Source organism: Kitasatospora sp. NPDC092286, assembly GCF_044755565.1.
Lineage (GTDB): Bacteria > Actinomycetota > Actinomycetes > Streptomycetales > Streptomycetaceae > Kitasatospora.
Genome location: NZ_JBIVRD010000034.1, coordinates 76,641 through 94,647 on the forward strand (window position 1 = coordinate 76,641; position 18,007 = coordinate 94,647).

Consider the following 18,007-nt stretch of genomic DNA (forward strand, 5'->3'; position numbering starts at 1 on the left):
CCGCTGTCTCCGGGCCCCCGCCCCGGCGGGGGCCCGCGCGCGCCGTCAGCCCGCCAGCAGCGCGGTCAGCCGCCCGGCCAGCAGGTCCCAGCGCCAGGAGCGGTCCACCCAGCGCCGTCCGGCCTCGCCGAGGCGGCGGCGCAGCTCCTCGTCGTTCAGCAGCCGGACGATCCGCTCGGCCGCGGCCTGCGCCGATCCGCCGGGCACCACGTAGCCGGTCTCACCCTCCAGCACGGCGTCCGGCGCGCCGCCGGAGTCCCCCGCCACCACCGGCAGGCCGGTCGCCGAGGCCTCCAGGTAGACGATGCCCAGGCCCTCCACGTCCAGCCCGCCCCGCCTGGTCCGGCAGGGCATCGCGAAGACGTCCCCGGCGCCGTAGTGCGCGGGCAGCTCCGACCACGGCACCGCGCCGGTGAAGCGCACCGCGGCCCGCACCCCCCGGGCGTCGGCGAGCTTCTCCAGGTCCGCCTGGTACGGGCCGCCGCCGACGATCAGCAGCACGGTGTCCGGCACGTCGGCGAGGATCTGCGGCATCGCCTCGATCAGGGTGTCCTGGCCCTTGCGCGGCACCAGCCGGGAGACGCAGACCACCACCGGACGGTTCGCCAGACCCAGCCGCCGGCGCAGCTCGGCGCCGCCGGAGTCGGGGTGGAAGGTCCGCTCGTCGACGCCCGGCGGCAGCTGGACCATCCGCGCGGCCGCCTCGGGCCCGACCGCGTCGGCGATCCGGGAGCGGGTGTACTCGCCGAGGTAGGTGAGGGTGTCGGTGCCCGCGCCGATCCGGCGCAGCAGCTGCCGGGCCACCGGCAGCTGGGCCCAGGCGGCCTCGTGCCCGTGGGTCATGCCGAGCAGCCGGCCGGCCCCGGCGCGGCGCAGCGCCGGCGCCATCAGCCCGAGCGGCGCGGCGGCGCCGAACCAGACCGAGTCGCACTTCTCGGCCTTCAGGATCTCGGCCGCCCGCCGGGTGACCCGGGGTGTGGGAACCATCACCTTCGTCCGGTCGCGGATCACCGGGAACGGCTGCTCGGCGTCGAAGCGGGCCACCTCGGTGCCGTCGCGCCAGGTCGAGGCGTACACCACGATGCTCCCGGCGGGCTGACGCACAGCCATGTTGTGCACAAAGGCCTGGATGCCGCCGGGGCGCGGCGGGAAGTCATTGGTGACGATCAAGGTTCTGTGCATCAGGCCACGGCTCGCTCGGTCGGGGGGTGCTCGGTGTACCGCTGGGTGATCCGTACGATAGGTCAACACCATGGCCCACCGGGAACGGATCCGCGCACGGCAACCGTTTCACCCCAGGGCCTGTCCTAGTACCTAGGCAGCCGGTGGGGCCCGGCCGAACGCGCCGTGCCCACCACCGACGGCCCGGGCGTCCGTCGCGAGACGCCTCCGGTAGGACGTCCGAGACGAACGAGGGAGCGCAGTGGAGTTGGCCCCGGCCACCGAGTCCGGTACACCCAGCGGCGCCGAAGGCCCCGGCACGGCGCTGGCCGTCCGCCAGGAGCCCCCGCAGGCACCCGCGCGCCCCTCCGGGCGCGCCGGGGCGCTCTGCGCGCTCGGCGCGAGCTGGCTGGCCACCCGGGCGCTGCTGGTGCTGCTGATGACCGGCGTCCTGAAGATGGCCGGCGGGGACATCACCACCGACGTCTGGCTGATCTACCACGGCTGGTACGGCGTGCTGCAGACCGGCACCTTCCCGCTGGACGACGTGACCTGGCAGTACCCGCCCGGCGCCGCCCTGGTCATCCTGCTGCCCGGGCTGCTGCCCTGGTCCTACCTGGTCTCGTTCTGGGTGATCTGCGGGGTCGCCGACGCGGTCGCGATGGCGCTGCTGGTGCGGACCGGTCTGCGCAAGGGACGGGCGCTGACCGGCGCCTGGGTCTGGATGGCCGGCGTGCCGCTGCTCGGCCCGATGATCTACAACCGGTACGACGTGGTGGTGACCGCGATCGCGGTGGCCGGCCTGCTGGCGCTGATCCGCCGCCCGGCGATCGGCGGACTGCTGCTGGGCCTGGGCGGGATCATCAAGATCTGGCCGCTGCTCGCCCTGATCGGCACACCGTCCGGCCGGCGCACCCGGCGGGCCTGGACGACCGCGGCGGCCACCGCCGTCGCGGTGGGCTTCCTGCTCGCGGCCGGGATGAACGGCGCGTTCGAGTTCCTGACGTTCCAGAAGGACCGCGGCGTCGAGGTCGAGTCGGTCGGCGCGCTGCCGCTGCACTTCGCCCGGATCGCGGGGGCCTGGGACGGCCGGGTGATGATGAACTACGGCTCGGTCGAGATGCTCGGGCCGTGGGTGGACGTGGTCGGCAAGGTCATGATGGCCGGTACCGTGCTGGGCTTCGCCTGGCTGCTGCTCTGGCGTTTCACCGCCAAGCGCCGCAACGCGGCCACCATGTACGACGCCGCGCTGACCGCGCTGCTGATCTTCACCGTGACCAGCCGGGTGATCAGCCCGCAGTACCTGGTCTGGCTGGTCGGCGTGGCGGCGGTCTGCCTGACCGTGCGCGGCAGCAGCCAGCGGCCGGTGGTGCTGCTGGTCCTGGCCGCCACTCCGCTGACCCTGCTGGAGTTCCCGCTGATGTTCACCGAGGTGGTCGGCAGCGACCCGCTGGCGGTCACCGTCCTGACCCTGCGCAACCTGCTGCTGCTGGTCGCCACGGTGCTCTCCTGCGTCCGGCTCTGGCGCTCCACCCGCGGTCCGGCGCAGCTGCCGCCCACCGTCGTGCTGGCCTCCTCGGTGCCCCTTCCGACGACCGCCTCCTACCCGGTGCGGCCCGGCATCGCGTACGAGCAGGACCTGCTGGACGGCATCGACCGGCCCGGCGCACGGGCCGAACGGCGCTAGCGGGGCTCGGGACGCCCCGAGTGCTAGGGCTCCAGCAGCCGGACCGTCTCGGCCGTCCAGAGCCCGGTGAACTCGGCCAGGCCGAGGCCCAGTTGATCCCGGAGCACCCGGTCCAGCCGCTGGTCCCGGTCGGCGCCCGGGCCCGCCGCGCCGACCGCCCGGTAGAACGCGACCAGCCGCTCGGGCCCGTACCGGCGGGCGATCAGGTCACAGGCCAGCCAGGACTGTTCGTAGGCCTGGGCGATGCCGGTGGCGCCGGCGGTGAAGTCCCTGTCGGCGGGCAGCGCGGCCGGCACCTTCCCGGCGGCGACGTCACGGGCCAGCTCGGGGGCGATCTGCCGCGGGAGGCGCCCGGAGCCCTGGTAGCCGGTCCAGTCGGCGACGCCCTCGGAGAGCCAGAGCGGCGTCCAGGCCCGGGTTTCCGCCCGGGTCGCGACATGCGTCGCCTCATGGGTGGTGACCACCTGGCGGCCGAAGTCGCTGAGCCGCTGGTACGCCCCGGGGTTGACCAGCACCCGGTCCGCCGGGGTGTGCCAGGGCGCCCCGGGCGCCGCGGTGGTGACGGCCGCCATCCCCGTCCAGTCGGCCGGCTCGCCCTCCAGCAGCCGGACGAACTGGGCCTCGGTGGCGGGCAGTTCCAGTAGCAGGCGGCCCGCCCACCCGGTGCCCCAGACCGCGCTGACCGCCGGTACGGCCCGGTCCGCCACGGCCGCGAGCTCCGCCGGATCGGGGCCGTCGGCCAGACCGAGCACCAGGCAGTGGTCGCCCCGTACGGCCCGGAGGGTGCCGAGGTCCCACAGCGGCGGCGGGCCGCCGGCGCTCTCCTCCCGCTCGACCTGCCAGCCGGCCGCGGTCCGCAGCAGGGTGAGCCGGCGCGGGTACACCACCGGCTGGTCGTCGTAGCCGGCCACCCGGACGGCCAGTTCGGCCCCGGCGGTGAGCCGGCCCGGCCCGGCACCGGCGCCGAGCACCAGGTTCCGGTAGCCCGGGTCGACCAACGACAGGCCCGTCGACCCCGCCAGCGCCTGGGCCCGCTCGGTCAGCAGGGCCGCCACCGCGGCCCCGTCATCCGCCACCCGGCCCGCGACCGGCGCCGCCGGGGCGGCCCTGGGCAGCGAGAGCTGGGCCAGTCCGCCCACCGCGAGCAGCAGCGCACCGCGCCGGGACAGCACGCCACAGCGGGCTCCGGCGTCGGTGGCAGAGGTCCGGCCGGTCCGCCTCAGAGCCGGACCACCCCCGCGACGGGCATCGCGCTGACGCTCTCGAAGCGGACCTTGGCACCCGGGTAGGGGGCGTGCACGATCACCCCGCCGCCGGCGTACATGCCGACGTGGTGCATGTCCCGGTAGAAGATCACCAGGTCTCCCGGTCGCGCGTCTGAGAGGCTGACCCGCCGGCCGGCGAACGCCTGGGCCTGCGAGGTCCGCGGCAGGGTCACTCCGGCCTGCTGCCAGCTCCAGTACATCAGACCGGAGCAGTCGAACGCTCGCGGTCCGGCGGATCCGTACACATAGGGCGAGCCGATCATCTTCACGGCGGCGGCCAGCGCGGCGGCACCGCGCTCCGAGGCGGGCGGGACGCTCCCGAGGTCGAGCCGGTCGGTACCGCGGGTGGCACGCTGCTCGGCCTCCCGGGCGTCCTGGGCCGCCATCCTGGCCCGCTCGGTGGCGCTCAGACCGTTGAGCAGCTTCTGCGCCCCGGCCAGCCGCTGCTGGATCTGTTGCTTGCTGTCGGCGAGGGCACGGCGGATCTGCTCCAGTTCGGAGAGCTTGGCGGAGGTCTCGGCCCGGCGCTGGTCGAGCCGGCGCTGGCGCGACACCACCTCGTGCAGCGTGTCGTTCTGCCGCTCGGCGGCCTGGTCGAGGGAGCGCGCCCGGGACAGATAGCCCTCGGGGTCGGTGGAGAGCATCAGCTGGACGGTCTGCGCCAGGCCGCCGGCCCGGTACTCGGCGCCGGCGACGGTGGCGAGGTCGCCGCGCAGCCGGTTGAGCTCGTCCTGGCCGACGGCGATCTGCTGCTGGAGCGTGCCGGCCTCGCTCTGCAGCCGCTGCTGCGCGTCCAGCGCCGCGTTGTACTTCTCCGACGCCTGTTCGGCCTCGTCGTACAGCTGGTCGATCCGCACCTTGACGTCCTTGCGGTTCTGCGGCCCGTCCGGTGAGCCCGGGGCGGCATGGGCGCTGCCGCCCACGGCCACGCCCAGGACGGTGGTGGCCGCCGCGGTCAGCACCAGCGCGCGGGCGAGGGTGTGCGCACCCGACTGTGGGGAACGGCGGTGCACGGCCATCCGACTGCGGCTCCAATTCTGCGTCCCGGCCTGTGGCCGCTCCGGTGCGGGCGGCTCTGGAAGCGGGTGTCCGGTGGCAGACGTTAGCGAGTCCGGGCGAGCGAGTCCAAACCCCTACCAACCCGAATATTTGACCCTGAATCGGACAGGCGTCCGGCCGGCCGGAAAAGCCGCAGGCCCGGCCTCCCGCGAGGGAGACCGGGCCTGCGAAAGCCTGACTCGGGGTCAGAGCCGCACGATGGTGGAGACCGGCATGTTGGAGGCCGACTCGTAGCGGACCGAGGCGCCGGGCTTGGGCGCGTGGATGACCTGGCCGCCACCGACGTAGATGCCCACGTGGTGGTTGTCGCCGTAGAAGATCACCAGGTCGCCGGGCTGGGCGTTGGCGATGTTCGAGCCGATCCGGGTGCCGGCGTTGGCCTGGGCCTGCGAGGTGCGCGGCAGCGACACGTTCGCCTGGGCGTACGCCCAGCTGGTGAGGCCGGAGCAGTCGAAGGAGTTCGGGCCGGTGGCGCCGTAGACGTACGGCGCGCCGAGCTTGCTCTCGGCGGCCGCGATCGCGGCGGCGGCCCGCGAGCCGTTGGCGGCCGGGGCGCTGGGCGCGGACGACGTGGACGGCGTGGACGGCGTGGACGACGCCGACGGCTTGGTGACGGGCGAGGATGACGGGGTGCCCAGGTCGCCGCGGCCGTTGTCGCGGGATGCCCGGTCGGCCTCGGCCTTCGCGGTCGCCTTGGCGGCGTCCGCCTTGGCCTTGGCCTCGGCGGCGGCCTTCTCCTCGGCCGCGCGCAGCGCCTCGCGCTCCTGCTCGGTCAGCGTGTTGAGCAGTTCCTGGGCCTTGGCCAGCTTGCCCTGGATCTCCTCCTTGGAGGCCTTCAGCTGCTGGGTGGTGGCCTCCAGCTCGCCGAGCTTGTTCTGGGCCTCGGTGCGGTCCTGGTCGAGCCTGCGCTGCTGCTCCTGGAGCTCCTTCAGCTGGCCCGACTGCGAGCTGCCGGCCTGTGTCAGGGTGCCGGCCTGGGTGAGGAAGTTGTCCGGGCTGGAGGAGAGCATCAGCTGAACGGTCGGCGATATGCCGCCGTTGCGGTACTGCTCGCCGGCGATCTCGGCGAGGCCGCCCTGCAGATCGGTCACCTGCGACTGCTGGCGGGCCACCTTGTCCTGGAGCTCGCCGACCTGCTTCTGCAGCTCCTGCTGCTTGGCCTGGGCGCCGTTGTACTGCTCGGTGGCGACCTCGGCCTGCTCGTTGAGCTTGTCGACCTGCTCCTTGACCTGATCCTTGGTCGGCGTCGGGTCGGCGTGCGCGCCCGACTGCGCGGAGAGGGCCACGGCCGCTGCGGCGGCCGCGGTCAGGATGGAGACGCGGGCACGGCCGGCGGGCTTGGGACGACGATGGGACGCCACGAAGGCGGACTCCTTCTTCCTACGTCCGCCTACCGGGTGAGCTGACGGGTTCGGGCCGGAAGCGTGCCCTACGGCGCCTCACCGACCGTTCCACCGGTCGACCTGGCGCCGATTCACCCCGGAGGAACTTGGTTCCCCGGCTCCGCTCCACAGCGTCCCCGACTGCTGGACTCCCCGTCGGGCAGTCACCTGCCCCGCTGCTTCACGAACTCGACGGTAACCCCCGCCGTCACCCGGGATGGGTGATCGACTGCACGGTGGTTCGAGGCATGACCCTAGTAACAGAACCGTGATCCGTTCAAATCCTTGTCAGAAAAAAGACGGAAGAATACCCAAGTTCATTTGTGAATATGACCGAATGTGATCACAACCGCACGCGGGGCTGATCATTACTCACAATGCGGGTCGAGAGCGCCCGACCGGGGCGTGTCCCACATCACAGCAGTGGGCCGGCCCGGCCGGGCGTGTCGACCTATCAGGGAATGTCCGGATCGGGGGCTTCTGCCCCCAATCGACGAACCGTCAGACCCGGCGGATGGCGTTGATCTTCATCGCGTCGGCCTTCATCACCTTCACCACGTCACCGGTGTGCGGCGCGTGCACCACCATGCCGTTGCCGATGTACATCGCGACATGGCTGCGGTCGTCGCGGTAGATGATCAGGTCACCGGGCTGCGCCTGGTCCAGCGAGGGGACCCGGGTGCCGACGCCGGCCTGCGCCTGCGAGGTGCGCGGCAACGAGACATTGGCCTGCTTGTACGCCCAGACCATCAGACCGGAGCAGTCGAAGGTGCTCGGCCCGATGGCACCCCAGACGTACGGCGAGCCCTGCTTGCTCATCGCCTTGGCGACGGCCACCCCGGCGTACCCGCCGGCCTGCGGCAGGCTGCTCAGGTCGGTGCGCTCGCTGCCGCGCGAGGCCCGGTCGTCCTGCTGCTGCTGCGCCTTCAGGGCGGCCCGGTCGGCCGCGCTGAGCGAGTTCAGCAGCGTCTGGGCCTCCTTGAGCTTCTGGTTGACGTCCGCCTTGGCCTGGTTCAGATCCTTGGTGGTGCTGTCCAGGGAGGCGAGGACGGCGGCCGCCTCGGCCTTCTGCTGGTCCAGGCGGCGCTGCTGGTCCTGCAGGCCCTTGAGCGCCTCGGACTGGCTGGAGCTGGCCTGCTGGACGCTGGAGGCCTTGTCCAGGTAACCCGACGGGTCGGAGGAGAGCATCAGCTGCACGGACGGGTCGATGCCGCCGGTGCGGTACTGCTCGCCCGCCACCTCGGCCAGCCCGGCCTGAAGCTGCGTCATCTGGTCCTGGCCGCGGGCCACCTGGTCCTGGAGCTGGTCCGCCTGCTTGCGCAGCTGGTCGGCCCGCTCCTTGGCGCCGTTGTACTTCTCGGCCGCCTGCTCCTGCTCCTCGTTCAGCTGGTCGATCTGCGCCTTCACGTCCTCCTTCTTGGGGGAGGGCGCGGCGTGGGCGCCGACCTGGGCGGAGAGGGCGACCGCGGTCGCAGCGGCAGCGGTGAGCACGGAGACCCGCGCGCGGCTCGGCTGCTTGGGACGGCGGTGGGAGGCCAAAGTGATCGGTTCCTTCTTCCAACGGACTCACCCGTTTGAGTGAGGATCCGGAAAATAGGTTTGACGCCAGACCCTAGTGAAGATCCACGCTTTCCGCCACTCCCCCGATGGCGTGAACCTCCACCGGCGGCCTGACTTCACGGGATCCACACACTGCCGCAAACCGGGCGCTGACCAGCGGTCACTCCGGTCCCTCCGGCATCAGGGCCGGGCCAGCCGGTTCAGCAGCAGGACGGAGGCGACGGGGCGCGCGCCCGCCTTGCGCACGCCCTCCGCGACCTCCCGGTCGGTGGAGACCACCACCACCGGACGGCCCTGCGGCTCGGCCCGCACCAGACGGCGGATCAGCTCGTCCGCCGTCTCCCCGGTCCGGCTGAAGCGCACCCGCACCCCGCGCGGCGGCGCCATGATCACCGGCACGTCCAGGTCCTGCCCGTCGAACACACAGGTGACCTCCGCCTGGGTGCGCTGGGCCAGCATCGCCAGCCCGCCCAGCAACCGGATCCGCTGCTGCTCCAGCGGCAGCGCCGGATAACCGGTCTTGGTCACGTTGTAGCCGTCCACCACCAGATGCACCTGCGGGATCGCCAGCAGCTGGTCCAGCAGCGCCGGATCGTCCTCCGCCAGCCCGCGCCGGGCCACGTCGTGCGGCGAGGCCGAGCCCGGCACCACCGCCTCCACCAGGTCCGCCGGGCGGATCTGGGAGACCGGCAGCGCCAGCTCCCGCTGCAGGCCCTGCGCCGACTGCAGCACGGTGTCCAGCAGCAGCCGCAGCCGCATGTCCTCGACGCTGCGCCCCTCGCGGGCCGAACGGCGGCCCTGCTCGGCGGCGGTCTCCAGTTCGGAGATCCGGTGCCGCAGCCGCCGGGCCTCGCTCTCACCCGCGCTGCGCTCGGCGGCCGCCTGCGTCCTCAGCGCCTCCAGCTCGGCGGTGACCCGGCGGGTCTCCGCCTGCGCCCGGCGGGTGTCGCTCTCCAGCGACCGCACCTTCTTGCGCAGCGACTCGGCCTCCTTGCGGACGTCCTCCGACTCGGCCCGCTGCCGCTCCAGGTCCGCCCGGGCGGAGGCCCGTACCTCCGCCAGCTCCGCCTGCAGCTTCTCCGCCAGCCGGGCCGCCTCGGCGGCGGCGCCCTCGGCGCCGGCCCGCTCGGCCTGCTCCCCCGCCTCGGCGACCAGCCGGCTCCAGCCCGCCGACCGCACCAGATAGGCGGCGGCCGCCACGTCCATCGGGTCGGCGGCGCCGGGCACATGGCCCGCCTCCAGCGCCTTCACCAGGTCCGGCTGGCCCAGCCGCAGCCGCTCCGCTATCCGGAGCCGGAAGGCCGGCTCCGACTCCAGTGCGGCGGCCAGCGCGGTGGCCGCGTACTTGGCCCGCCGGGCCGGCGTGAACTTGGCGTACTGCCGCAGGCTCTGCGGCAGTTCGGCGGGCGGCAGCCCCCCGAGCGCGTCGGCGGCGAGGCCCACCACCCGGCGGCGCACACCCTCGGGCAGCGGCCGGTCGAGCGTCTCGACGGCCCGGTCTGCCGCCGGCTCGTCACCGCCCGACTCCTCGGCGGGGGCCCCGGTACCGGACGGGGCGGCCTCGGCCGCGTCCGGCGCCTGCCCGTCCACAGCGGGCTGCCGCCCCTGCGGCCCGGCGGGCTCCTTCGCTGCGTCCACCACGTCCTCGGCTCCGATCCTCGTCCAGCGGGGTACGGCCCGCGGCCGTCGCCCTCGTCGTCACGCTCCGTGCGTTCTGTCTGTATTGTCCCCGTGCGGTGAACGGCCGCGCACCGTCCACCCCACGGACCGGGCGTCAGCCCTGCTCAGCGGCGGCCTCTCCGGCCTCGGCCCCGGGACGGGCCACCAGTTCGACCTGGTCCACCGCGTTGCACCAGCGGCAGCGCACCGACTCGATGGTCTCGCTGAGCACCTCGGTCTCCTCCACCTTGGACTCGCCGGCCAGGTCGAAGTGCAGGTACTCGGTCACCCGGGCGGAGCGGGTCACGTCGAAGCGGGTCAGGTTGCCGCACAGGGTGCAGCGCCAGCGCGTCTCAGCGGTCAGGGCGGGGACGGTCATCGGGGGTCCTCTCGGGTGGTCCCTGGGTGGGCTCAGGCGCTCCCCCCGGAGCCCCGGCGTCGGCGGCGGGAGGCGGGAATGCCCGCCCCAAGCCTATTGCCTGAGGCAACCGTCCCGACCACCGGTCGCGGCGATCGGGACGGTAGCCCACCTGCCGTACAGCGCGGTGTCGCCCGCGCCGGGCGGAGGGATGCTTGGCCGCATGGCGATCACGGTCCTCGACCACACCGGCGCACGCGGCGGGCCCCCGGCCGCGCCCGCCCCGGCCGTCACCTACGCCCTGATCGCGCTCAACACGGTGGTCTTCCTGCTCGGCCCGGCCGCCGGGCTCAACCCGCTCTACGGCCGCGGCCAGGCCAGGGTCTGCGCGGAGCAGCGGTACGAGCAGCGCTGGGGCGCGGTACCGGCCGAGCTGCTGGCCGGCCGCCCGCTGACCGCCGGACAGCTGGCCGAGGCCCCCGACCCGGCGCCCGGCTGCCCGGCCGCCCCGACCCCGGGCAAACACCCGGCCCTGTCCGTGCTCAGCGCGCTCTTCCTGCACGCCGGCTGGCTGCACCTGCTGGGCAACCTGCTCTTCCTCTACGTCTTCGGCCCCACCGTGGAGAAGCGGATGGGCCGGGCCCGCTTCGCCGTCTTCTATCTGGCGGCCGGCAGCCTGGCCACCTACGGCTTCGCACTGGCCCAGGCGCACTCGCCCGGCTCGACCACGGTGCTGATCGGCGCCTCGGGGGCGATCTCGGCGGCGCTGGGCTGCTATCTGCGGCTCCACCCGCGGGCCCGGGTGACCACGCTCGTCCCGCTGCTGCTCTTCCTGCCGCTGCGGTTCCCGGCCTGGCTGGTGCTCGGGCTCTGGTTCGCCCTGCAGTGGTGGTCGGTCCACTCGGCCGGCCCCGGCGTCGCCTACCTGGTCCATGTCATCGGGTTCTCGGCCGGCTTCCTGTACGCCTGCACACCGGCCGGCCGCCCCCCGCGACGGCCCGTCTGACGCCCGATACCCTGGCGGCACCCCACAAAGGAGCCCGAACAGTGATCACCGCCATCGTCCTGATCAAGACCAGCGTCGACCGCATCCCGGAGATCGCCGAGGCGATCGCGGCCATCGAAGGCGTCAGCGAGGTCTACTCGGTCACCGGCGGCTACGACCTGGTGGCGATGGTGCGGGTGCGGCGGCACGACGACCTGGCCGAGGTCATCCCCGGCCGGCTGAACAAGGTCCCGGGGGTGGCCCACACCGAGACCCAGATCGCCTTCCGCACCTACTCCCAGCACGACCTGGAAGCCGCCTTCGCCCTCGGCCTGGACGAATAGCGGGACGATCAGCCCGCGCGGCGCGTGTCCGCGACGCAGCGGCCGCCCTCGTTGCGGTAGTTCCAGGCCGCCCCGTCCGTGACCAGCTCGCGGACGGCGGTCAGAAAGCGGTCGATGTGCTCGTCCGGGGTGCCGGCGCCGAAGCTGACCCGGATCGCGTTGAGGCTTCGCTCGCCCGGCAGCGACGGCTCGGGCGCACCGCACTCGGACGGCGCGACGTCCTCGTCGCCGAGCAGGGTGCGGACCAGCGGGTGCGCGCAGAACAGGCCGTCCCGCACGCCGATGCCGTACTCGGCGGAGAGCGCGGCCGAGAAGTGCGAGCTGTTCCAGCCCTGGACCACGAAGGAGAGCACGCCCACCCGGGCCGAGTCGGCGCCGAACAGGTTCAGCACCTTCACCTGCGGGACGTCCGCCAGGCCCGCCTTCAGCCGGGCGATCAGCTGCTGCTCCCGGGCCTCCAGCGCGTCGAAACCGGCCTCGGTCAGCGCCCGGCAGGCCGAGGCGATGGAGTAGACACCGATCACGTTCGGCGAACCGGCCTCGTGGCGGGCCGGGCCGGTGTGCCACTGGACGGCCACCGAGCCGTCGGCCTCCCGGGCCACGGTCCGGGTGGCACCGCCGCCGGCCAGGTACGGCTCTGCCGCGTCCAGCCAGTCGGCTCGGCCGGCCAGCACCCCGGCGCCGAACGGCGCGTACAGCTTGTGGCCGGAGAAGGCGATCCAGTCCACGCCCAGCTCGCGCACCGAGACCCGGTGGTGCGGGGCGAGCTGGGCGGCGTCCAGCACCACCCGGGCGCCGTGCCGGTGGGCGGTCGCGGTGAGCTCGGCGACCGGCCACAGCTCACCGGTGACGTTGGAGGCGCCGGTGACACAGAGCAGCTTGGGGCCCTCGGGCGCCTCGGCCAGCGCGGCGTCCAGGGCGGCGACCGCCTCGGCGTGCGAGCGCGGGGCGCGCAGGTAGCTGACCGCCAGGCCGGCGTGGCGCCAGGGCAGCAGCGAGGCGTGGTGCTCGGTCTCGAAGGCGAACACCCGGGTGCCGACCGGGACGGCCCCGGCGAGCAGGTTGAGCGAGTCGGTGGTGGCCCGGGTGAAGACCACCTGGTCACCCTCGCGCAGGTCGAGGAACTCGCCGACGGTGCGGCGGCTCTGCTCGAACAGGTCGGTGGAGAGCTGGGAGAGGTAGCCGGCGCCGCGGTGCACGCTACCGTAGTAGGGGGCGTAGGCGGCGACGTCGTCCCAGACCCGCTGGAGCGCCGGGGAGCTGGCCGCGTAGTCGAGCGCCGCGTAGGTGACCTTCTCGCCACTGACCAGCGGGACCTGAACGTCCTGACCGAGGACGGCGAGCGGGGCGCAGATTTCGGTGGAGAGGGACATGGGAATGCACTCCTTCTGGGTCCAGGACCCCGGGAGTGCGTGTCGTCCGGGTGTCCGCGCTTGCCACCCGGACGGTTTGCCGCGTGACCCGGTCCTCACCCAGGGCACCCCGCCACGGACGGAGGGTTGCCGGACAGCCAGCTGGGGCTTTGCGCTGTCACTCATGACCTGGCGAAGACTCTAGGTCGCGCCCGCCGGGCGGTCAAACACGGTTTCACCATCCGGACACCCCGCGAAGACGCCGAAGGGCCGGTGGCGACCCGCCGCCACCGGCCCCAACTTCCTTCTCACGCCCGGGCGGTGGCCTCCGACCAGCGCTTCAGGACGTCCTGCGCCGCGCCCGAGTCGATGGCCTCGGCGGCCCGCTCGATCCCGGCCGCCAGCTGCTCGGCGAGCGGGGCACCGGTCAGCTCCAGCGCCACCAGCGCGGCCGCCGTGTTGAGCAGGACGGCGTCCCGCACCGGCCCGCGCTCCCCCGCCAGCAGCCGACGGGCGACCTCCGCGTTGTACGCCGCGTCCGCCCCGCGCAGCGCCTCGATGCCGACCAGTTCGATGCCGACCTGGCGCGGGTCGAAGGACTCCTCGGTGACGACACCGTCGCGCACGATCCAGACCTGCGAGGTGGTGGAGATGGTCAGCTCGTCCAGACCGTCGTCGCCCCGGAAGACCAGGGCGTTCGAGCCGCGCTGCGCCAGCACCCCGGCGATCAGCCCGGCCAGCCGGGTGTCGAAGCAGCCGATCGCGTGCGAGGTCACCCTGGCCGGGTTGGTCAGCGGGCCGAGGATGTTGAACGCCGTCGGCACCCCGAGGTCGCGCCGCGCCGGGGCGGCGTGCCGCATCGCCGGGTGGAACTTGGCGGCGAAACAGAAGGTGAGCCCGACCTCCTCCGCCACCTCGGCGACCCGGCGCGCGGAGAGGTCGAGGCCGATGCCGAGCTTCTCCAGCACGTCGGAGGAGCCGCTGGCCGAGGAGGAGGCCCGGTTGCCGTGCTTCACCACCTTGGCGCCGGCCGCGGCCGCGACGATCGCCGACATGGTGGAGATGTTGACGGTCTTGGCGCGGTCGCCGCCGGTGCCGACGATGTCGACGGCCGGGCCGGGGATGTCCAGCGGCTCGGCGTGCGCGTACATCGAGTCCACCAGGCCGGAGATCTCGTCGACCGTCTCGCCCTTGGCCCGCAGCGCCACCATGAAGCCGGCCACCTGGACCGGGGAGGCCTCGCCGCTCATGATCCGGTCCATCGCCCAGGCGGTGGCCGACCGGCTCAGGTGCTCGCCCCTCAGCAGCGCCGACAGGATGTCCGGCCAGGTGCGGACCACCTGCGCGGGGTCGTTGCCGCCGTTCGCAGGGTGCACGTTCACCATGGCTGACTCCAGCTCTTGTCGGTTCCCCGGGGTCGGGGACATCCGTAGGAATGGAATCAGCCTATCGAGCGGCGAGGTCCCCCGGTCCGCCCCGGCACCCGCCTTCTCTAGGAGTGAGACGGCACCGCTCAGCGGGCGACCGGCGCCCGCTTCTCCAGCCGGGCGCGGAGCAGGGTGGCGGCGGACTCCGCCAGCGCCACCGGGTCCACCGGGCGGGAGATCGCCGCGTCCGCCCGGCTCCAGGCGGCGAGCCAGGAGTCCTGCGGCCGTCCGATCAGCACCAGCACCGGCGGGCAGCCGTAGATCTCGTCCTTCAGCTGCCGCCCGAGGCCGAGCCCGCCGACCGGCACCGCCTCGCCGTCCAGGACGCAGAGGTCCACCCCGCCCTTCTCCAGCGCCTTGAGCACGGCAGGGGTCGTCGCGCACTCCAGGTAGGACAGCTCCGGCAGATCCTCGGCGGGCCGGCGGCCGAGCGCCGTCAGCACCTGCTCGCGGGTGTTGCGGTCGTGGCTGTAGACGAGAACGGTGAGCGTCTCGTCGGTCTTGTACGCCATGGGCCCTGCTCCCTCAAGTGTGATCCGGACCACGTTCGCCTGATCCGGATGCTACTCCCGATCACCTGCCGCCGGTCCCTGCCGCGCGATCCCTTCTCAAGCCGCCGCGCCCACGACTCACCCAGTCGGAGGACGGCCCGTCACCCCAGACCTCGCAGTCACCCGTACGGTCGACACGGCGGCCCCTCCTTTACTCCCCACCCACCCCCGAACCATGCAGCGACACGCAGGGCAACAGGGTCGAAGGGGCCTTCGAAGAACCGTCAGAAAAGGGACACGCCGCTGCTCAGCCGCCATCCGGACGCCCCGTCGGCCCCCGGGGGGGCATACCGCACGCACCGGACACTCCGAGGGACACCCCCCGGCGTGAAGACGGAATAAGGGACCGACATAATGTCCGTCGTGGCGACAGCAACAGCAGTAGAAACCGGGCACGCGCACGGATCGGTCAACCGGCCGAACATGGTCAGCGTCGGAACGATCGTCTGGCTCAGTTCCGAGTTGATGTTCTTCGCGGCCCTCTTCGCGATGTACTTCACGCTCCGCTCCGTCAAGGGAGCCGAGTTCTGGAGCGAGAAGGCGCACGCCCTCAACGTGCCCTTCTCCTCGGTCAACACCACGATCCTGGTGCTCTCCTCGCTGACCTGCCAGCTCGGCGTGTTCGCCGCCGAGCGCGGGGACGTGAAGAAGCTCCGCTCGTGGTTCGTCATCACCTTCGTGATGGGCGCGATCTTCATCGGCGGCCAGATCTTCGAGTACACCGAGCTGGTCAAGAAGGACGGCCTCTCGCTGTCCTCGGACCCGTACGGCACGGTGTTCTACCTGACCACCGGCTTCCACGGTCTGCACGTGACGGGTGGTCTGATCGCCTTCCTGCTGGTCCTGGGACGGACGTACGCAGCCAAGCGCTTCACGCACGAGCAGGCCACCGCAGCCATCGTGGTGTCGTACTACTGGCACTTCGTCGATGTCGTGTGGATCGGCCTGTTCGCGACCATCTACCTGATCAAGTAACCAGCTGATCAGGTCACTGGCCACCGGCTCCGGTCCCCGCCCTCACCGGCGACGGGCCTCTTTGCCGGTGCCGACGCTCCCACCGACCGACCGCGCGCGCAGCCCTAGAACAGGCAGCCTCGTGCCGGCCAGACCGGCCGCCGGGTGCACCCACCAGTCGACCAGATCCTGACACCGGGGTTATTCCGTGAAAAAGCTCTCCGCACGACGGCGCCACCCATTGGCGGCGCTGGTCGTCCTACTTCTCGCCCTGGCGGCAACCGGGGGGCTGTACGCCGCGTTCGCGCCCGCCGACAAGGCGCAGGCCGACGTCGCCGCGCAGTCGCTCGCGATCGATGAGGGCAAGAAGCTCTTCGCCGTGGGCTGCTCCTCCTGCCACGGCCTGAACGGTCAGGGCAGCAGCGACGGTCCCAGCCTGGTCGGCGTCGGCTCCGCCGCGGTCGACTTCCAGGTCGGCACCGGCCGCATGCCGGCCCAGCAGCCCGGCGCCCAGGTGCCGCGCAAGAAGAACATCTACTCGCAGTCGGAGATCGACCAGCTGGCCGCCTTCGTGGCCTCGCTCGGCCCCGGCCCGGTGCGGCCGGACCCGGAGCAGTACACCTCGACCAACCCGGACGACGTGTCCAAGGGTGGCGAGCTGTTCCGCACCAACTGCGCCCAGTGCCACAACTTCGCCGGTCAGGGCGGTGCCCTGACCCAGGGCAAGTACGCCCCGTCGCTGGAGGGCGTGGACGCCAAGCACATCTACGAGGCCATGCAGACCGGCCCGCAGAACATGCCGTCGTTCCCGGACACCACCATGCCCGAGGAGCAGAAGAAGCAGATCGTGGCCTTCGTTCGCCACGCCACCAACGATGAGCCCAACCCCGGCGGTCTCACGCTCGGCAGCCTCGGTCCGGTGACCGAGGGCCTGTTCGGCTGGATCTTCGGTCTCGGCGCGCTCATCGCGGTCGCGATCTGGGTCGCCGCCCACACCACCAAGGCCAAGAAGTCATGAGCCACGACATGTCAGAAGAGAAGCTGCCGGAGCCGCACGGCTCCGCCGGGCACCACGAGGTGGCCGCCCACGGCGACCCGTTCGCCGACCCGGGCCTGCCGGCCCACGAACCCCGCCGGACCGACATCGACGAGCGGGCCGCCAAGCGCGCCGAGCGCCAGGTCTCGCTGATGTTCGTGGTCTCGATGCTCGCCACCGTGGGCTTCATCGCCTCCTACGTGGCCATCGACCCGGACAAGATCGTCTACGTCTTCCCGCTGGGTCACATCAGCGCGCTGAACTTCGCGCTGGGCCTGACCCTGGGCGTGGCGCTGTTCTGCATCGGCGCGGGCGCGGTCCACTGGGCCCGCACCCTGATGTCCGACCACGAGGTGCCGGCCGAGCGTCACCCGATCGAGGCTGACGACGAGGTCCGCGCGGACGTCATCGACCAGTTCAAGACCGGTGCCGCCGAGTCCGGCTTCGGCCGCCGCAAGATGATCCGCAACACCCTCATCGGTTCGATGGCGCTGGTCCCGCTCTCCGGCGTGGTCCTGCTCCGCGACCTGGGCCCGCTGCCCGAGGACAAGCTGGCGCACACCGGCTGGCGCGAGGCCACCGAGGCCAAGCCGCTGCAGCTCATCAACATGAACACCAACACGCCGATGAAGGCCGAGGACATCATCGTCGGCTCGCTGACCTTCGCCATGCCGGAGGGTCTGCACGTCCACGACGAGGACTTCCAGCAGCAGATCGCCAAGGACGCCCTGATGCTGGTGCGCATCGCGCCGGAGGACATCAAGGACGACCGCTCCCGGGAGCAGGGCTTCGAGGGCATCCTCGCCTACTCGAAGATCTGCACCCACGTCGGCTGCCCGATCAGCCTCTACGAGCAGCAGACCCACCACGCGCTCTGCCCCTGCCACCAGTCGACCTTCGACCTGGCGGACGGCGCACGCGTCATCTTCGGCCCGGCCGGCCACCCGCTGCCGCAGCTGAAGATCACCACTGACGAGAAGGGCTTCCTGGTCGCCACCGGCGACTTCGACGAGCCCGTCGGCCCGAGCTACTGGGAGCGTGCTCGATGAGTAGCGCGAGCAGCACCACGTCCGGTGCCGCCAAGCCCGCCAGTACGCGTGCCAAGCCCGCCAACAAGTGGGAGCAGGCCGCTGACTGGACGGACGGCCGGCTGGGGATCTACTCCCTGGCCAGGGCCAACCTCCGCAAGATCTTCCCGGACCACTGGTCCTTCATGCTGGGCGAGAT

At 72.5% G+C, this 18,007-nt stretch carries 16 protein-coding genes, 1 pseudogene and 2 riboswitches; of the genes and pseudogenes, 7 read left to right on the forward strand and 10 right to left on the reverse strand.

From position 1 onward, the window contains the following. Nucleotides 1–45: 45 nt before the first annotated feature. On the reverse strand, nt 46–1,182 hold the full coding sequence (locus ACIQIB_RS29060; RefSeq protein ID WP_363607271.1) for a glycosyltransferase family 4 protein: 1,137 nt from the start codon (nt 1,180–1,182) through the stop codon (nt 46–48). 241 nt (nt 1,183–1,423) lie between these two features. Between ACIQIB_RS29060 and ACIQIB_RS29065 the strand changes: the two genes are divergently transcribed. Further along, the gene (locus ACIQIB_RS29065) at nt 1,424–2,848 is read left to right on the forward strand and encodes a glycosyltransferase 87 family protein (RefSeq protein WP_400761580.1); all 1,425 of its coding nucleotides are present in this window, start codon (nt 1,424–1,426) and stop codon (nt 2,846–2,848) included. A gap of 23 nt (nt 2,849–2,871) precedes the next feature. Here ACIQIB_RS29065 and ACIQIB_RS29070 read toward each other — a convergent pair whose 3' ends face one another. The 6 genes from ACIQIB_RS29070 to ACIQIB_RS29095 form a co-directional block, all read right to left on the reverse strand. Beyond that, nucleotides 2,872–4,020 carry a hypothetical protein gene (locus ACIQIB_RS29070; protein WP_363607269.1) on the reverse strand — a complete coding sequence of 383 codons (1,149 nt, stop codon included), beginning with the start codon at nt 4,018–4,020 and terminating at the stop codon, nt 2,872–2,874. A gap of 47 nt (nt 4,021–4,067) precedes the next feature. Further along, the gene (locus ACIQIB_RS29075) at nt 4,068–5,132 is read right to left on the reverse strand and encodes an NlpC/P60 family protein (RefSeq protein WP_363607268.1); all 1,065 of its coding nucleotides are present in this window, start codon (nt 5,130–5,132) and stop codon (nt 4,068–4,070) included. A gap of 225 nt (nt 5,133–5,357) precedes the next feature. Continuing rightward, entirely contained in the window at nt 5,358–6,533 is a 1,176-nt protein-coding gene (locus ACIQIB_RS29080) for an NlpC/P60 family protein (protein WP_400761584.1), read from the reverse strand. 10 nt (nt 6,534–6,543) lie between these two features. Next, nucleotides 6,544–6,698: riboswitch (cyclic di-AMP (ydaO/yuaA leader) on the reverse strand. Nucleotides 6,699–7,055: 357 nt separating this feature from the next. Beyond that, nucleotides 7,056–8,093 (reverse strand): NlpC/P60 family protein, encoded by a 1,038-nt coding sequence (locus ACIQIB_RS29085; RefSeq protein ID WP_363607265.1) that lies wholly within the window; start codon nt 8,091–8,093, stop codon nt 7,056–7,058. Nucleotides 8,094–8,294: 201 nt separating this feature from the next. Next, nucleotides 8,295–9,704, reverse strand: a complete 1,410-nt coding sequence (locus tag ACIQIB_RS29090; RefSeq protein ID WP_400761597.1) for an NYN domain-containing protein — start codon at nt 9,702–9,704, stop codon at nt 8,295–8,297. Between the two features lie 184 nt (nt 9,705–9,888). Continuing rightward, nucleotides 9,889–10,152, reverse strand: a complete 264-nt coding sequence (locus tag ACIQIB_RS29095; RefSeq protein WP_363607262.1) for a hypothetical protein — start codon at nt 10,150–10,152, stop codon at nt 9,889–9,891. A gap of 202 nt (nt 10,153–10,354) precedes the next feature. On the opposite strand from ACIQIB_RS29095, the gene ACIQIB_RS29100 reads away from it, so the two are divergent. Together ACIQIB_RS29100 and ACIQIB_RS29105 are read left to right on the forward strand one after the other, a co-directional pair. After that, nucleotides 10,355–11,137: a rhomboid family intramembrane serine protease gene (locus ACIQIB_RS29100; RefSeq protein WP_363607260.1), complete on the forward strand. Its 783-nt coding sequence runs from the start codon at nt 10,355–10,357 to the stop codon at nt 11,135–11,137. A gap of 41 nt (nt 11,138–11,178) precedes the next feature. Further along, complete coding sequence (locus ACIQIB_RS29105) at nt 11,179–11,460, forward strand: Lrp/AsnC ligand binding domain-containing protein (protein ID WP_030240061.1); 282 nt, start codon at nt 11,179–11,181, stop codon at nt 11,458–11,460. 8 nt (nt 11,461–11,468) lie between these two features. On the opposite strand, the gene ACIQIB_RS29110 is transcribed toward ACIQIB_RS29105, so the two are convergent. The 3 genes from ACIQIB_RS29110 to ACIQIB_RS29120 all read right to left on the reverse strand — a co-directional run bounded on the left by ACIQIB_RS29110 (nt 11,469) and on the right by ACIQIB_RS29120 (nt 14,751). Next, nucleotides 11,469–12,833 carry an aminotransferase class V-fold PLP-dependent enzyme gene (locus tag ACIQIB_RS29110; protein WP_400761586.1) on the reverse strand — a complete coding sequence of 455 codons (1,365 nt, stop codon included), beginning with the start codon at nt 12,831–12,833 and terminating at the stop codon, nt 11,469–11,471. A 51-nt stretch (nt 12,834–12,884) separates the two neighbouring features. Next, a riboswitch (SAM riboswitch) is annotated at nt 12,885–13,002 on the reverse strand. 118 nt (nt 13,003–13,120) lie between these two features. Beyond that, entirely contained in the window at nt 13,121–14,197 is a 1,077-nt protein-coding gene (gene trpD, locus ACIQIB_RS29115; protein ID WP_400761588.1) for an anthranilate phosphoribosyltransferase, read from the reverse strand. Between the two features lie 128 nt (nt 14,198–14,325). Further along, nucleotides 14,326–14,751 carry a hypothetical protein gene (locus ACIQIB_RS29120; protein WP_400761590.1) on the reverse strand — a complete coding sequence of 142 codons (426 nt, stop codon included), beginning with the start codon at nt 14,749–14,751 and terminating at the stop codon, nt 14,326–14,328. A gap of 393 nt (nt 14,752–15,144) precedes the next feature. Here ACIQIB_RS29120 and ACIQIB_RS29125 point away from each other — a divergent pair, with 393 nt between their 5' ends. From ACIQIB_RS29125 to ACIQIB_RS29140, 4 genes and pseudogenes are all read left to right on the forward strand, one after another. Then, nucleotides 15,145–15,765 carry a heme-copper oxidase subunit III gene (locus tag ACIQIB_RS29125; protein ID WP_360184421.1) on the forward strand — a complete coding sequence of 207 codons (621 nt, stop codon included), beginning with the start codon at nt 15,145–15,147 and terminating at the stop codon, nt 15,763–15,765. Between the two features lie 187 nt (nt 15,766–15,952). Beyond that, nucleotides 15,953–16,762, forward strand: a complete 810-nt coding sequence (locus ACIQIB_RS29130) for a c-type cytochrome (protein ID WP_363607253.1) — start codon at nt 15,953–15,955, stop codon at nt 16,760–16,762. 8 nt (nt 16,763–16,770) lie between these two features. Continuing rightward, nucleotides 16,771–17,829 carry a Rieske 2Fe-2S domain-containing protein gene (locus ACIQIB_RS29135; protein ID WP_363607252.1) on the forward strand — a complete coding sequence of 353 codons (1,059 nt, stop codon included), beginning with the start codon at nt 16,771–16,773 and terminating at the stop codon, nt 17,827–17,829. Next, nucleotides 17,826–18,007, forward strand: a pseudogene (locus ACIQIB_RS29140) (ubiquinol-cytochrome c reductase cytochrome b subunit); the annotation flags it as partial. The gene ACIQIB_RS29135 and the pseudogene ACIQIB_RS29140, both read left to right, overlap by 4 nt.

What these genes read in the sequence shown, in the direction of transcription:
- ACIQIB_RS29060 (WP_363607271.1), bottom strand. Translation starts at nt 1,182, where the DNA reads ATGCACAGAACCTTGATCGTCACCAATGACTTCCCGCCGCGCCCCGGC.
- ACIQIB_RS29075 (WP_363607268.1), bottom strand. Translation starts at nt 5,132, where the DNA reads ATGGCCGTGCACCGCCGTTCCCCACAGTCGGGTGCGCACACCCTCGCC.
- ACIQIB_RS29095 (WP_363607262.1), bottom strand. Translation starts at nt 10,152, where the DNA reads ATGACCGTCCCCGCCCTGACCGCTGAGACGCGCTGGCGCTGCACCCTG.
- ACIQIB_RS29100 (WP_363607260.1), top strand. Translation starts at nt 10,355, where the DNA reads ATGGCGATCACGGTCCTCGACCACACCGGCGCACGCGGCGGGCCCCCG.
- ACIQIB_RS29110 (WP_400761586.1), bottom strand. Translation starts at nt 12,833, where the DNA reads ATGTCCCTCTCCACCGAAATCTGCGCCCCGCTCGCCGTCCTCGGTCAG.
- trpD (WP_400761588.1), bottom strand. Translation starts at nt 14,197, where the DNA reads ATGGTGAACGTGCACCCTGCGAACGGCGGCAACGACCCCGCGCAGGTG.
- ACIQIB_RS29120 (WP_400761590.1), bottom strand. Translation starts at nt 14,751, where the DNA reads ATGGCGTACAAGACCGACGAGACGCTCACCGTTCTCGTCTACAGCCAC.
- ACIQIB_RS29125 (WP_360184421.1), top strand. Translation starts at nt 15,145, where the DNA reads ATGTCCGTCGTGGCGACAGCAACAGCAGTAGAAACCGGGCACGCGCAC.
- ACIQIB_RS29135 (WP_363607252.1), top strand. Translation starts at nt 16,771, where the DNA reads ATGTCAGAAGAGAAGCTGCCGGAGCCGCACGGCTCCGCCGGGCACCAC.